This is a genomic window from Winkia sp. C0117E2, assembly GCF_056590455.1.
Map to the genome: position 1 here is coordinate 67,349 of NZ_JBWPWD010000002.1, position 15,690 is coordinate 83,038.

At 58.8% G+C, this 15,690-nt stretch carries 8 protein-coding genes; 7 read left to right on the forward strand and 1 reads right to left on the reverse strand.

Annotation, left to right across the window (positions count from 1 at the left end):
- Nucleotides 1-42 precede the first annotated feature (42 nt).
- Nucleotides 43-1,692 carry a glycosyltransferase family 4 protein gene (locus AC1EKG_RS02695; protein ID WP_048707177.1) on the reverse strand — a complete coding sequence of 550 codons (1,650 nt, stop codon included), beginning with the start codon at nucleotides 1,690-1,692 and terminating at the stop codon, nucleotides 43-45.
- Nucleotides 1,693-1,993: 301 nt separating this feature from the next.
- Between AC1EKG_RS02695 and rpoB the strand changes: the two genes are divergently transcribed.
- The 7 genes from rpoB to pdxR all read left to right on the forward strand — a co-directional run bounded on the left by rpoB (nucleotide 1,994) and on the right by pdxR (nucleotide 15,577).
- Nucleotides 1,994-5,488, forward strand: a complete 3,495-nt coding sequence (gene rpoB / locus AC1EKG_RS02700) for a DNA-directed RNA polymerase subunit beta (protein ID WP_004805663.1) — start codon at nucleotides 1,994-1,996, stop codon at nucleotides 5,486-5,488.
- A gap of 9 nt (nucleotides 5,489-5,497) precedes the next feature.
- Nucleotides 5,498-9,394: a DNA-directed RNA polymerase subunit beta' gene (locus AC1EKG_RS02705; protein WP_004805666.1), complete on the forward strand. Its 3,897-nt coding sequence runs from the start codon at nucleotides 5,498-5,500 to the stop codon at nucleotides 9,392-9,394.
- A gap of 352 nt (nucleotides 9,395-9,746) precedes the next feature.
- The gene (rpsL, locus tag AC1EKG_RS02710) at nucleotides 9,747-10,118 is read left to right on the forward strand and encodes a 30S ribosomal protein S12 (RefSeq protein ID WP_004805669.1); all 372 of its coding nucleotides are present in this window, start codon (nucleotides 9,747-9,749) and stop codon (nucleotides 10,116-10,118) included.
- A 3-nt stretch (nucleotides 10,119-10,121) separates the two neighbouring features.
- Nucleotides 10,122-10,592, forward strand: a complete 471-nt coding sequence (gene rpsG / locus AC1EKG_RS02715) for a 30S ribosomal protein S7 (protein ID WP_004805670.1) — start codon at nucleotides 10,122-10,124, stop codon at nucleotides 10,590-10,592.
- Between the two features lie 67 nt (nucleotides 10,593-10,659).
- Nucleotides 10,660-12,777 (forward strand): elongation factor G, encoded by a 2,118-nt coding sequence (fusA, locus tag AC1EKG_RS02720; RefSeq protein WP_004805673.1) that lies wholly within the window; start codon nucleotides 10,660-10,662, stop codon nucleotides 12,775-12,777.
- A 126-nt stretch (nucleotides 12,778-12,903) separates the two neighbouring features.
- Nucleotides 12,904-14,094: an elongation factor Tu gene (tuf, locus tag AC1EKG_RS02725; protein WP_004805674.1), complete on the forward strand. Its 1,191-nt coding sequence runs from the start codon at nucleotides 12,904-12,906 to the stop codon at nucleotides 14,092-14,094.
- An 82-nt stretch (nucleotides 14,095-14,176) separates the two neighbouring features.
- Entirely contained in the window at nucleotides 14,177-15,577 is a 1,401-nt protein-coding gene (pdxR, locus tag AC1EKG_RS02730; RefSeq protein WP_004805676.1) for a MocR-like pyridoxine biosynthesis transcription factor PdxR, read from the forward strand.
- Nucleotides 15,578-15,690 lie beyond the last annotated feature (113 nt).

Below are 15,690 nucleotides of genomic sequence, written 5' to 3' on the forward strand. Positions count from 1 at the left end.
CGATGTCTGCGTGCGCCTTGTTTTTTTTCCGTTTCCCAGACATCAGATCCCCCGCACTTTCTTGTAGATTTGATCGTATATTTGCGCATTGTCGGCCCACGTCCGCAGCGGCGGCGCGGCGACAGGAACAGGATGGTTCAAGACTTTTGCGACGGCATCCGCCCAGGCGCTCACGTTGGCAGCCTCAACCAGAGTGCCGGATGGGGACGGTGGCGTGATCTCGGCTAACGCGGGCAAATTGGAACAGATGAGGGGCGTGCCCGCCGCTACCGCCTCCATGCCTTTAATGGGTGTGACAGTCCTGGTTACCGGCTCATCGCGCCTAGGAATCACAAAACAATCCAGCGCCTTGTACCACAGGCGAGCCCGTTCGGGGGATACCCGGCCTACGAAACTGACCCGGTGCGCTACCTGACATTTGGCCGCCAGCGCCTTTAGCGCGGGGACTGATTCGCCAGAACCGACGAGTGCAAGATGGACGTCCTCGCCGCGCTGGCACAGCTGTGCCAGGGCATAGATAGCCGTTTCTAGGCCTTCGTAGGCGACGATGGAAGAAATGGAGCCGAACAGTTTGCGATCAGCAGGAATGCCCAGCTGGGCGCGCGCCTGGAGGCGGGTGCATTGGGCGGGAGGAGATAGTGGCAGATTGGGCACTACGAAGATCTTGTGCGCGTCCACCCCACGGGCACACAGCCTTTGTTTATGCACGGCAGAGAGGACGACAACGGCGTCTGCCATTGCTGCCATCAGCGTTTCTTTTCGGGCTAGGTGCCGGTAGTACCAGCTGGTTTCGCCGCTCGCCCGATATTCTTCCGGCAGTTTGGATAGCCAGGTACTTTCGAGCTCACCGCGCATCTCGTAAACCCAGGGGAGGTCGAAACGCTTGGCCAGAGCAGCTGTCACCAAGGCATTCTTAAAGTCGGTGGTGGTGTGTAAGACATTTGGGGCAAAAGAGTTGGCGGCGATGGCGGCCTCTTTTGCAGACCGGGCAAGTCGGGCAGGCCACAGCCTGGGCCAACTAGCGGGCAGCATCCGGGCGTAGTCGACACCGTCTATTTGCTGCCTGTCAGAAGTGGCAACCTTGCCGATTATCAGGGGGTATCCAAGGCGGGTCAAGGCGCGCACTGAGATACCGGCCTGTGTCTGCGCCAGCAGCACCTGGTGAGTGCGCAGGGAATAGCCAGATTGGGTGAAGGGGAGGGAATTGGTAAGAATGTGCAAAGCGCGGTGGCGGCCCTGCGGCACCTGGTAGGTGCGAGCCGGCAGATCCGCGGTAGGCAGAGCAAAACCATCCGTTTGGATTGCGGCGTTTGCGACCAGGCGGGATTGCAGTGCCGGGGGAGCGGCATCGATGGCCTCCGGAATTTTCCCAATTCGCTGCAGAAAACGCGCATAGGCGCGCCCGTATTTCCTTGGTGGGCACATTCCCGCCAACGCCCACACCGCTGCCTCAAAACCATTGCGAGGGCTAGGCTGTGCCGTCTGCGCCGCCCTCTGTAAATCCCGCTGCAGCATGGCAGCAATTGTCTGCCCCGAAGGAAGTACTCGCGTGAGTGGGCTTAAGGCATTTGCCACCGGCAAGGGGAGGCGACGACAAACCTGCAGGGCAAGCAGAGCTGGGTCGTCCGCAAACATTGTCTGAAATGCCGACAGGCCGGCCCGCAATTGCCGAAGCAAAGGAGCAAGGGGCATAAGCATTCCAATCCGGGGAGCAGTTCTTCGACTGCCAATTTTATCGGAATATCGCCAACTGCGACTGGCTGGGCAGGGCGCCCTCTGCAAAAAGCCCCATGACCTTGTGAAACTGCCTACAATGAAAAGGGCAAGTATAGACACCTGGTAATAAAAAAGCTAATCTAATAGTTCGCGTGTTCTGTGTCCGAGGTGAGCTGGAAGTCCCGCATTTAAATGAGCGCAAAGTGCGGTTGAACCCAGTATCAGTTAGGGGCCAGTTCGACGCCGTGCGCAACCATCCATTTAGGAAGGGACACCTTTGGCTGCCTTGAGCACCTCAGACGCACCGGTGGCACGCCACCGAATCTCATTCAACCAAATTCAAGAACCAATGCAGCTGCCCAACCTGCTGGGCCTGCAGATGCAGTCCTTCGATTGGCTGCTTGGAAACGAAGCATGGAAGGAAAGGGTCGAAGAATCTCAGGCATCCGGTTCTAACGAACTGCCTGCGATGTCCGGCCTCGAAGAAGTGTTCGCCGAAATCAGCCCTATTCGCGATTTTGGCGAGACGATGTCTCTGTCGTTCCGGGAATACTACTTCGACCAGCCCAAGTACTCCATTGACGAATGCAAAGAGAAGGACTACACCTACTCTGCTCCGCTGTTCGTCACCGCCGAGTTCGTAAACGAAAACACTGGCGAAATTAAGTCGCAGACCGTGTTCATGGGCGACTTCCCACTCATGACTCCGCGCGGCACCTTCATCATCAACGGCACTGAGCGTGTCGTTGTCTCCCAGCTGGTTCGTAGCCCCGGCGTTTACTTCGAACGAACTGCCGACAAGACCTCCGACAAGGACATCTTCGGCTGCCGCTTCATCCCCTCTAGGGGTGCTTGGCTCGAGATGGAGATCGACAAGCGCGAGAACGTTGGCGTTCGCATCGACCGTAAGCGCAAGCAGTCCGCCACCATCTTCCTGCGCGCCCTCGGCATGACCCCCGAGGAAATCCGCTCGGAATTCAAGGACTACCCGGTAATGCTGGAAACCCTCGAGAAGGATCCAGAAGCGATCCGCACCACCGAGGATGCCCAGACTGACATTTACAGGAAGATCCGCCCGGGCGAACCGGCTTCTGCTGAAGCTGGCCGGTCGCTGCTAGAGGGCTTCTACTTCAACGACAAGCGCTACGATCTGGCAAAAGTTGGTCGCTACAAGATCAACAAGAAGCTGGGAATCGAAACTTCTCTGGACGAATCCACCCTGCGCATTGAAGACATCATCACCGCCTTCAAGTACCTGCTAGCGATTCACGCCGGCCAGCGTACCTTCCCCGGCGTGCGCAAGGGCCAGGAAGTCGAGATGCGCGTAGAGACCGACGACATCGATCACTTCGGCAACCGTCGCATCCGCGCCGTCGGCGAACTGATCCAGGTGCAGGTGCGCACCGGTATGTCCCGTATGGAAAGGGTCGTGCGCGAACGCATGACCACTCAGGACGTTGAAGCGATCACCCCGCAGACCCTGATCAACATTCGCCCAGTGGTTGCGGCAATCAAGGAATTCTTCGGTACTTCGCAGCTGTCGCAGTTCATGGACCAGAACAACCCGCTGGCTGGACTTACCCACAAGCGCCGTCTGTCCGCCCTCGGCCCCGGTGGTCTATCCCGTGACCGTGCAGGCATGGAAGTCCGCGACGTTCACCCGTCCCACTACGGCCGCATGTGCCCGATTGAAACCCCTGAAGGCCCGAACATTGGTCTGATTGGTTCGCTGGCATCCTACGCGCGCATCAACCCCTTCGGTTTCGTGGAAACCCCGTACCGTCGCGTTGTCGACGGCAAGGTCACCGACGAACTGGAATATCTAACTGCAGACGACGAGAACGGCAGCTACATTGCGCAGGCGTCCACCCCGATGGACGACGAGGGCAACATTCTTGGTGAAGAAGTTGTCTGCCGTATCGCAGGCGGCGACCCCGCACTGGTACCCGTCGAGGACGTCGACTACATTGACGTGTCCGCACGTCAGATGTGCTCGGTTGCAACCGCACTGATTCCGTTCCTGGAACACGACGACGCAAACCGCGCACTAATGGGCGCGAACATGCAGCGTCAGGCTGTGCCGCTACTGAAGACTGAGGCCCCGATGGTGGGCACCGGCATGGAGCGCCGCTGCGCTATTGACGCCGGCGATTCCGTAGTAGCCGCCAAGGCTGGCGTCGTTGAAGAACTGGATGCGGACGCGATCTCGGTTCTAAATGACGACGGCACCCACCAGGTTTACAAGCTGGAAAAGTTCGAGCGCTCGAACCCCGGCAACTGCTCTAACCAGCACGTTGCTGTAGAGGTAGGCCAGCGTGTCGAAAAGGGCGACCTGCTGGCCGACGGTCCTGCGACCGACGGTGGCGAACTCGCCCTCGGTAAGAACCTGCTAGTTGCCTACATGTCTTGGGAAGGCCTGAACTACGAGGACGCGATCATCCTTTCGCGTCGCGTGGTGCAGGACGACGTCCTCACTTCGATCCACATCGAAGAGCACGAAATTGATGCTCGCGAAACCAAGCTGGGTCTTGAGGAAATTACCCGTGACATCCCGAACGTTGGCGAGGACGCCCTGGCCAACCTAGACGAGCGCGGCATCATCCGCATTGGCGCAGAGGTCACTTCCGGCGACATCCTGGTTGGCAAGGTCACCCCTAAGGGCGAAACCGAACTGACTTCGGAAGAGCGTCTGCTGCGCGCCATCTTCGGCGAGAAGGCACGCGAGGTGCGCGACACCTCGATGCGTGTTCCTCACGGCGAATCCGGCATCGTCATTGGCGTACGCGAATTCAATGACGAAGAGGACGAATTACCCCCGGGCGTAAAGCACATGGTGCGCGTCTACGTTGCGCAGCGCCGCAAGATTACCGTTGGCGACAAGATGTCTGGTCGTCACGGTAACAAGGGTGTTGTTTCGAAGATTCTGCCGGTCGAGGACATGCCGTTCATGGAAGATGGCACCCCGGTTGACATTATCCTGAACCCGCTGGGCGTGCCCGGCCGTATGAACGTCGGCCAGGTACTAGAGATGCACCTTGGGTGGATCGCTTCGCAGGGTTGGGACGCTACCGAGGCCCTGAAGAACAACGAAGAGTGGACCAAGCTACTGCCGAAGGACGGCCTGAAGGCCCCGGCACGTTCGCTGCTGGCCACCCCGGTGTTCGACGGCGTGCAGCAGGAAGAACTCAACGGCCTGCTCACCTGCACTCTGCCTAACCGCGACGGCGTGCGCATGGTCAACGACCTGGGCAAGGCTCAGCTGTTCGACGGCCGCTCCGGCGAACCGTTCCCGTACCGCATCGCGGTCGGCTACAAGTACATGCTGAAGCTACACCACTTGGTTGACGACAAGATCCACGCCCGTTCGACCGGCCCGTACTCGATGATTACTCAGCAGCCGCTGGGTGGTAAGGCGCAGTTCGGCGGCCAGCGTTTCGGCGAAATGGAAGTTTGGGCAATGGAGGCATACGGTGCCGCCTACGCCTTGCAGGAACTGCTAACCGTGAAGTCTGACGACATCGTCGGGCGCGTGAAGGTTTACGAGGCGATCGTAAAGGGTGACGACATTCCGGAACCGGGTATCCCCGAATCGTTCCGCGTGCTCATCCAGGAAATGCGTTCTCTGTGCCTGAACGTTGAGGCACTTGACGCAGAAGGCACAGCGGTTTCGCTGCGCGACGAAGAGGACGATGCTGGCCGTGCAACCGAGGAGCTGGGGATCAACCTTGGCGCTAGGCCGAACGCTGCATCTTCCACGCTGGATGAGATTTAAGGAGTCGGTATGGACGCAAAGGCATTTGAAAAACTACACATTGGTCTTGCTACTGCAGAAGATATTCGCGGCTGGTCTCACGGCGAGGTAAAGAAGCCCGAGACCATCAACTACCGTACTCTGAAGCCCGAAAAGGACGGCCTGTTCTGCGAGCGGATCTTCGGACCTACCCGCGACTGGGAATGTGCGTGTGGCAAGTACAAGCGCGTGCGGTACAAGGGCATCATTTGTGAACGCTGTGGCGTAGAGGTAACCAAGTCGAACGTGCGCCGTGAGCGCATGGGCCACATTGAACTGGCCGCCCCGGTTACTCACATCTGGTACTTCAAGGGTGTGCCTTCCCGCCTCGGCTACCTGCTGAATCTGGCTCCGAAGGACCTAGAGAAGGTCATCTACTTCGCTGCCTACATGATCACCGAGGTAGACGAAGAGGCCAGGCATGCAGATATGCCGTCGCTGCGCAACGAGCTGGATGTTGAAATCAAGCGCGTTTCAGAGGGCGTTGACTCTGCTATTAACCGCAGAGCTGAGAAGCTCGAGAAGGATCTGGCCACGCTGGAGGCCGAAGGCAAGCCCACCAAGGCTCAGCTGGACAAGCTGAAGAAGGCCGCCGACAAGGAAATGGGGCAGATCCGCCGCAAGGCAGAGCAGACCCTGAAGCGCCTTGACGACATGTGGGACAAGTTCGTAAACTTGAAAGTCGGTGACCTAGAGGGCGACGAACTGATGTACCGCGAGCTGGATTCGCGCTACGGAATCTACTTCAAGGGTTCGAAGGGCGCGGCTGCCGTGCAGAAGCGCCTCGAAAACTTCGACCTCGAGGGCGAAGCAGAAGCACTGCGCGAAACCATCGCTACCAACACCGGCCAGCGGAAGACCCGCGCTCTGAAGCGTCTGAAGGTAGTAAACGCCTTCCTGCGCACCGGCAACTCGCCGCAGGGCATGGTGCTGGATTGCATCCCGGTCATCCCGCCGGATCTGCGCCCAATGGTGCAGCTGGACGGTGGCCGTTTTGCGACCTCGGACCTGAACGATCTGTACCGTCGCGTGATCAACCGCAACAACCGTCTGAAGCGACTGCTTGATCTGGGCGCTCCCGAGATCATCATCAACAACGAAAAGCGCATGTTGCAGGAGTCGGTCGACGCCCTGTTCGACAACGGTCGTCGTGGCCGCCCGGTTTCGGGCCCCGGCAACCGCCCGCTGAAGTCCCTTTCGGACATGCTGAAGGGTAAGCAGGGTCGTTTCCGTCAGAACCTGCTGGGCAAGCGCGTGGACTACTCGGGCCGTTCAGTCATCGTGGTTGGTCCGCAGCTGCACCTGCACCAGTGTGGCCTGCCCAAGCAGATGGCCCTGGAACTGTTCAAGCCCTTCGTAATGAAGCGTCTGGTCGACCACAACTACGCCCAGAACGTGAAGGCTGCAAAGCGCATGGTGGAACGCCAGCGCTCGCAAGTGTGGGATGTGCTGGACGAAGTCATTCGCGAGCACCCCGTGCTGCTGAACCGTGCACCTACGCTGCACCGTCTAGGCATTCAGGCGTTCGAACCGGTACTGGTTGAAGGTAAGGCTATTCAGCTGCACCCGCTGGTATGTGGTGCGTTCAACGCCGACTTCGACGGTGACCAGATGGCAGTCCACTTGCCGCTGGGTGCTGAGGCGCAGGCTGAAGCCCGCATCTTGATGCTGTCCGCAAACAACATCCTGAAGCCGTCTGACGGCCGTCCGGTTACCATGCCTTCGCAGGATATGATCATCGGCCTGTTCCACCTGTCCTCTGAGCCCGACCCGGCAGTCGAGGTAAAGAAGGACGAGGACGGCAACCCGGTTGTGCGTTACTTCTCCTCTGTAGCCGAAGCCATCATGGCCTTCGATCTGGGCGAACTGGATCTGAATGCCAAGGCTCGCATCCGCTTTGAGGACATTGTCCCGCCGGTCGATTGGCAGGCTCCGGAAGGCTGGCAGGACGGGGATCCCGTCGTGCTGGAGACTTCCCTCGGGCGCGCCATTTTGAACGAGACCTTGCCTGTGGATTACCCGTTCGTAGACAAGGTCGTTGACAAGAAGGTGCTCGGCACCATCGTCAACACCCTGGCAGAGCGGTACCCGAAGGTTGTCACCGCAGCCTCCTTGGATGCGCTGAAGGCAGCCGGTTTCCACTGGTCTACCTGGTCTGGTATTTCCATCGCGTTCAGCGACGTTGTCAGCCCCGAGGTGAAGAAGGAAATTCTGGCCGACTACGAGAAGCGGGCAGCAGACGTGCAGTCGAACTACGACCTCGGTCTGATTACCGACGACGATCGTTACCGCGAAGTTGTGGCGATTTGGACCGAATGTACTGCGAAGGTTGCAGAGGCAATGCGCGCGAACTTCCCGGTTCGCAACACCGTGTTCCGCATGGTCTCCTCTGGCGCCCGTGGTAACTGGGACCAGATCCGCCAGATCGCCGGTATGCGTGGCCTGGTGTCGGACCCGAAGCAGAAGCTGATCGAGCGTCCTATCAAGTCCAACTACCGCGAAGGCCTAACGGTTCTGGAATACTTCACCGCAACCCACGGCGCCCGTAAGGGTCTGGCTGACACGGCGCTGCGTACCGCAGACTCCGGTTACCTGACCCGTCGTCTGGTTGACGTGTCTCAGGATGTCATCGTTCGCGAAGAAGACTGTGGCACCCGCCGCGGCCTGACCATGAACATTGGTTCCATTGGCGAGGACGGCAAGGCAGTGCGTTCTGACATCGTCGAGACCACCGCATTTGCGCGTACCCTTCTGAAGGATGCCGTGGACGCGGATGGCAACGTTGTTGCCGAGGCCGGCGCAGATGTGGGCGACGCGCTGATCGACAAGCTGATCGATGCTGGAATCACCACCATCAAGGTGCGTTCCGTGCTGACTTGCGAGTCCTCAGTTGGTACCTGTGCTGCTTGTTACGGGCGTTCGCTCGCCACCGGCAAGCGTGTGGACATCGGTGAGGCCGTAGGCATTATCGCCGCCCAGTCCATTGGTGAGCCCGGTACTCAGCTGACGATGCGTACGTTCCACACCGGTGGTGCTGCTGGTGCTTCGGACATTACCCAGGGTCTGCCCCGTGTGCAGGAGCTCTTCGAAGCTCGTACCCCGAAGGGTGAAGCTGCGATCACCGAGGCCGCCGGCCGCGTGAAGATCGTCGACGAAGCAGACGGCCCGCGCGTGGTTACCATTACCCGCGACGACGGTGAAGCCGACCTCGAGATCGAGGTTTCGCGCCGCCAGAAGCTGCTGGTAAAGGACGGCGACCATGTGGGCGTCGGACAGCAGTTGGTCGAAGGCCGTGTAGACCCCAAGAAGGTGCTGCGCGTCCTCGGCGTGAACGCCACCCAGAAGCAGTTGGTTGACGAAGTGCAGGAAGTGTACCGTTCCCAGGGCGTGGATATTCACGCCAAGCACGTCGAAGTCATTGTGCGCCAGATGCTGCGCCGCGTGACCGTGCTGGATTCGGGCGACACCAAGTTGCTGCCCGGCGAACTGGTAGACACTATGCGTTTCCGCGACGAGAACAGGCGGACCGTGGCCGAGGGCGGCAAGCCCGCTGCGGGCCGTCCTGAGCTGATGGGTATCACCAAGGCGTCGCTGGCAACGGATTCTTGGCTATCTGCAGCATCCTTCCAGGAAACCACCAAGGTCCTGACAGAAGCTGCTATGAACGGCAAGGACGATCCGCTGCTCGGCCTCAAGGAAAACGTTATCCTTGGTAAGTTGATCCCGGCCGGTACCGGCCTGAGCAACTACCAGCACGTGAACGTAGAGCCCACCGCCGAGGCGATGGCTAACGTTGGCTGGTCTGAAGATGACTTCCGCGTAGGCGAGGTAGACGATGATTTCTTGGCAGGAATCAACTTCGAAACCGCCTTCCGCAACGGTCTGTAAATAGCTGCGAAGGCCCGGAATCCCATATGGGGCTCCGGGCCTTTTGCTTTTAAGAACAAGGAGGCCAGCGGTAGCGTCAGGTTGCTCACACAAGGGCAAGGAACCTTTGACGCACCAGGCCTATTGCCGTAATCTTGACGCTGGTACCCGATGCGTCGGGTTACCGCTTTACGCCGCAGCAAGCGGCATCGGGCTTCTACCGTTGAGGCTCCGGACGTTCCAGTACAGCCAGTCTGGGCGGGCCGGCCCCTGGCGGTGAACGCTGCCCTGGGGCGGTAATCAAAAGTTAGGGATTTCCCAAGGACGCCGGAGCTAAACTTAATCATTTCATTTTCTAAACAACGGAGACGTAGTGCCTACTATTCAGCAGTTGGTGCGCAAGGGTCGTCAGTCCAGGCGTAGCAAGGTGTCCACACCTGCGCTTAAAGGCTCCCCGCAGCGCCGTGGCGTGTGCACCCGCGTGTACACCACCACCCCGAAGAAGCCGAACTCCGCTCTGCGTAAGGTTGCCCGTGTGCGCCTTTCGTCTGGCATCGAAGTTTCGGCGTACATTCCCGGCGAAGGCCACAACCTTCAGGAACACTCCATCGTGCTGGTGCGCGGTGGCCGTGTGAAGGACCTTCCCGGTGTCCGCTACCGTATTGTCCGCGGCTCGCTAGACACCCAGGGTGTACGCGACCGCAAGCAGGCTCGTTCCCGCTACGGCGCAAAGAAGGAGAAGTAGTAAATGCCTCGTAAAGGTCCCGCTCCCAAGCGCCCTCTGGCCGTTGACCCGGTCTACGGCTCGACCATCGTCACTCAGCTGGTTAACCGCGTTCTTCTTGATGGCAAGAAGTCGCTGGCTGAGCGCATCGTTTACAACGCCCTCGAAGGTGTTCGCGGCAAGACGGATCAGGATCCGGTTGCCGTTCTGAAGCGCGCGCTTGACAACATCCGTCCGTCCCTCGAAGTTCGTTCTCGCCGCGTCGGTGGCGCCACCTACCAGGTGCCTGTCGAGGTAAAGCCGAACCGTGCAACTACTCTAGCGTTGCGTTGGTTGGTAGACTTTTCTCGCAAGCGCCGTGAAGGCACCATGACTGATCGTCTGATGAACGAAATCCTGGATGCGTCTAATGGCCTTGGGGCTTCTGTGAAGAAGCGCGAGGACATGCACAAGATGGCCGAATCCAACAAGGCTTTCGCTCACTACCGCTGGTGATCCGCCGGGTTAAGCCGACGGCCACCGGATTCTTTATCCGTTTCGTCAACAAGTTAGGACAACACCAGTGGCACTAGACGTGCTTACCGACCTTACTAAGGTCCGCAACATTGGCATCATGGCTCACATCGATGCCGGCAAGACCACCGTGACCGAGCGCATCCTGTTCTACACAGGCATCAATTACAAGATTGGTGAAACCCACGATGGCGCAGGCACCATGGACTGGATGGACCAGGAAAAGGAACGTGGCATTACCATTACTTCTGCTGCGACCACCTGCTTCTGGAAAGAAAACCAGATCAACATCATCGACACCCCCGGCCACGTTGACTTCACTGTCGAGGTAGAGCGCTCCCTGCGTGTTCTCGACGGTGCTGTTGCCGTGTTCGACGGTAAGGAAGGCGTTGAGCCTCAGTCCGAGACCGTGTGGCGTCAGGCTGACAAGTACAACGTCCCCCGTATCTGCTTCGTCAACAAGATGGACAAGCTGGGTGCGGACTTCGATTACTCCGTGGGTACCATTCGCGAGCGTCTGCACGCTACCCCCGTCGTCATCACCTTCCCGATCGGCGCAGAGCACGATTTCGAGGGCGTCGTTGACGTCCTACGTATGAAGGCCCTGCACTTCCCTGAAAAGGATGCCGATGGCAACGACACCTTCGGTTCGGTTGTCGAAGAATCCGAGATTCCCGCAGAGCTAGCCGACAAGGCTGCTTCTTTGCGCGAAGAGGCCGTCGAGATCGCAGCTGAGTCTTCTGAAGAACTCATGGAGACCTACCTCGAGACCGGTGAGCTGACCAACGAGCAGATCATTGCTGGTCTGCGTCAGCGTACTATCGCTTCCGAGGTCTACCCGGTATTCGCCGGTTCCGCATTCAAGAACAAGGGTGTCCAGCCGATGCTGGACGGCGTGCTGGCCTTCCTGCCCTCGCCGCTCGATGTTCCTCCGGTGCACGGCTTCGAGCCGCGTCACGAGGACGAGGAACTGATCCGTAAGCCTGACGAGAACGAGCCCTTCGCGGCGCTGGCGTTCAAGGTTGCGGTTCACCCCTTCTATGGCAAGCTGACCTACGTCCGCGTCTACTCCGGTAAGATCAACGCCGGCGACCAGGTTGCTAACTCCACCAAGGAAAAGCGCGAGCGCATTGGCAAGATCTTCCAGATGCACTCCAACCACGAGAACCAGGTGGACGAGGCGCACGCAGGTCACATTTACGCTTTCATCGGTCTGAAGGAAACCACCACTGGTGACACCCTTTCTGACCAGCAGAAGCAGATCATTCTTGAGTCGATGTCGTTCCCGGATCCGGTTATCCACGTCGCTATCGAGCCGAAGTCGAAGGCTGACCAGGAAAAGCTGGGTACTGCTATCCAGAAGCTGGCAGAAGAAGACCCGACCTTCACTGTGCGCCTAGACGAAGAAACCGGCCAGACCGTTATTGGTGGTATGGGCGAGCTTCACCTGGACGTCCTCGTCGACCGCATGCGTCGCGAGTTCAAGGTTGAAGCAAACGTCGGTGCTCCGATGGTTGCTTACCGCGAAACCATCAAGAAGGCAGTCGAAAAGGTCGACTACACTCACAAGAAGCAGACTGGTGGTTCCGGCCAGTTCGCAAAGGTGCAGGTTTCCTTCGAGCCCCTACCGCTCGATGGCGAAGAAACTTACATCTTCGAAGACAAGATCACCGGTGGTCGTGTTCCGCGCGAATACATTCCGTCGGTTGACGCCGGTATTCAGGATGCAATGGAGTCCGGTATTCTTGCTGGATACCCGCTCGTCGGTGTGAAGGCCACCCTGGTTGATGGCGCATACCACGACGTGGACTCCTCTGAAATGGCGTTCAAGATCGCTGGCTCCATGGTCTTCAAGGAGGGCGCTCGCAAGGCAAACCCGGTTCTGCTCGAGCCGGTTATGGCCGTCGAGGTCCGTACCCCCGAGGAATACATGGGCGATGTGATTGGCGATCTGAACTCTCGCCGTGGCAGTATTTCTGCTATGGAGGATGCGCACGGCATTAAGATCGTGCGTGCAACCGTGCCTCTATCGGAAATGTTCGGTTATGTCGGAGACCTTCGGTCGAAGACGCAGGGCCGAGCAGTATACTCGATGGAGTTCGACAGCTACGCCGAGGTTCCTCGCAACGTTGCTGACGAAATCATTGCAAAGACCCGGGGCGAGTAGGACCCGCGGGTTTGATCCTGCACACAAAATTAAAAACAAACCCGTAGTGGTCTCATTCGCCTGTTAGGCTTATAATCAGCCAAAGGCTTATTTGAGAGTAACTACCCGAGTCCCAGGAGGACAAAAGTGGCTAAGGCCCAGTACGACAAGTCCAAGCCGCACGTAAACGTCGGCACCATCGGTCACGTTGACCATGGTAAAACCACTACCACTGCAGCTATCACCAAGGTGCTGCACGACAAGTACCCCGATCTGAACGAGTTCACCCCGTTCGACGAGGTCGACAACGCTCCTGAAGAGCGCGATCGTGGTATTACCATTAACGTCTCCCACGTCGAGTACCAGACCGAGAAGCGTCACTACGCTCACGTAGATGCTCCCGGCCACGCCGACTACATCAAGAACATGATTACCGGTGCGGCTCAGATGGACGGCGCAATCCTAGTTGTAGCCGCCACCGATGGCCCGATGGCTCAGACTCGCGAGCACGTTCTGCTCGCCCGTCAGGTCGGTGTGCCCGTAATCCTCGTCGCCCTGAACAAGGCCGACATGGTTGATGACGAAGAAATGCTGGAACTGGTCGAGGAAGAAGTTCGCGACCTGCTGAACTCCCAGGATTTCGATGGCGACAACGCTCCTGTAATCCGCATCTCCGCTCTGAAGGCCCTCGAAGGCGATCCGGAATGGGTTGCTCAGATTGAGAAGCTGATGGACGCAGTCGACGAGTACATCCCGACTCCGGAGCGCGACCTCGACAAGCCGTTCCTGATGCCGATCGAAGACGTCTTCACCATTACCGGCCGTGGCACCGTTGTGACCGGTCGTGCAGAGCGCGGCAAGCTCGCTCTGAACTCTGAAGTCGAAATCGTTGGTATTCGCGAAACCCAGAAGACCACCGTCACCGGCATCGAAATGTTCCACAAGACCATGGACGAAGCCTGGGCAGGCGAAAACTGTGGTCTGCTGCTGCGTGGCACCAAGCGCGAAGATGTTGAGCGTGGCCAGGTTGTCTGCCAGCCCGGCTCGATCACTCCTCACACCCAGTTCAAGGGTCAGGTCTACATCCTGAAGAAGGAAGAAGGCGGACGCCACAAGTCCTTCTACTCGAACTACCGCCCGCAGTTCTACTTCCGTACCACTGACGTGACCGGTATCATCCAGCTGCCCGAGGGCAAGGAAATGGTCATGCCTGGCGACACCACCGAGATCGAGGTTGAACTGATTCACCCGATCGCTATGGAAGTTGGCCTCGGCTTCGCTATCCGTGAGGGTGGCCGCACCGTTGGCTCCGGTCGTGTGACCGAAATCGAGAAGTAAGCTTTTCGATTAGCGAATAGCTCTAGTGGGCCCGCCTGCATTGCAGGTGGGCCCACTTTTTGTGTAAGGGTAAGGAGATGCAGTGGGTAGAAGTCGCATTGAGGTGGATTTGCCGCTCCAGCTGGATCGGGCGGATTCGGCTTCGTTGCCCTCGCAGATCGTCGGTGAGCTGCGGAAGGCGATCGGCAGGGGAGTGCTCATTGCTGGGGATACTATGCCTTCCTCGCGGGCGCTGGCCAAATCTTTGCGTCTCTCCCGCGGCTCAGTTGTTGCCGCGTACGAACAACTGGCAGCCGAGGGATATTTGGAAGCCACGCGCGGTGGGGGTACACGGGTTAGTACGCAGTTGGAGGATTTGCACCCAACATTAGCCCAGGCCAAGCCGGAAAAACGGCCTCAGCAAAAGGTGGGGGGCTCGCCTTCGCTTTCGTTGCTTCCCGGTATACCCTTTGAGTCGTCGTTACAAGAGGCGCCTTGGCGAGCGGCGTGGCGAAGCGGAGCGAAACTACTGGACGAGCTCGACCTGCCAGAGGTGCTGGCTGAGCATCTGCGTCATCTGCGTTCGGTGGTGGTTTCGCCGCAAAATATCATGGTTACTTCCGGGGCTAGAGACGGCCTAGCCACGGTGCTGCATACGTTTCGATACTTGAAGGGACGCCCCGCCAAAGTGGGCTTTGAATCTCCGGGTAACCGCCATTTGCGCACGGTGGTGCGACTGCTTGGCCACGAGGTGGTGGCCGTGCCTATTGACGACGAAGGTGTCATGGTTCGGGCTCTGGAGGGACTGGATCTGGACCTGTTGGTGGTTACCCCCTCGCATCAGTATCCGGCAGGGGCATCCATGTCCGCCTCTAGGCGCTTTGCGGTCCTGGAGTGGGCCCGCACCAGAAGGGTAGTGGTGGTAGAGGACGACTACGACTCGCTGCTGAGGCACGTTTCGGCTCCCTTGCCGGCGCTGGCATCGCTAGATGACCCTGCCGACCCGCATGTGATCTTGCTGGGGACGTTCTCTACTTTGCTGACTCCGCGCATGTCTGCGGGGTGGTTGAGTGCTCCTAAGCCGCTGTTCCAGAAGATGGCAAAAGTACGGTCGGGATTAGGAAATCCGGTTAGTTCCATCACGGCGCAGGCATTGGCGGCATACGTTTCGTCCGGAGAACTTGCTAGGCATACGCGAAGGATGCGCCGTCTGTACAAAGCTCGCTCTAAGACATTGCGGGAGTCTCTGGAGAGGGTGCCGGGGGTACGGATTTTGGCCCAGGCCTCTGGCTTGAACGCTGCGCTTACGACGTCGTCCTACCCCGAGGGCGCCCTGGTGTCGCGCTGCGAAGAAGCGGGGTTGCGGGTGCGCGGGCTGCACGATTATTGGGGAGAGGCATCCTGGCATGTGGGCCTGATGGTAGGAGTGGGAGCGCTGAAAGAAGAAGAATTCCAGATAGCCGTTGATCGGCTAGTCCAGGCCTGTTCTCCCAGGCCAAAATAGGGGAGCGCTCCGCTCAATCGCCCCCGCGCGACACGCCCGAGTACGGGTAGCGGTACAACTCACACAGAAACCGCCTTTTATGCGAGGGCGAAGACTGTTATTGTAGATAACCG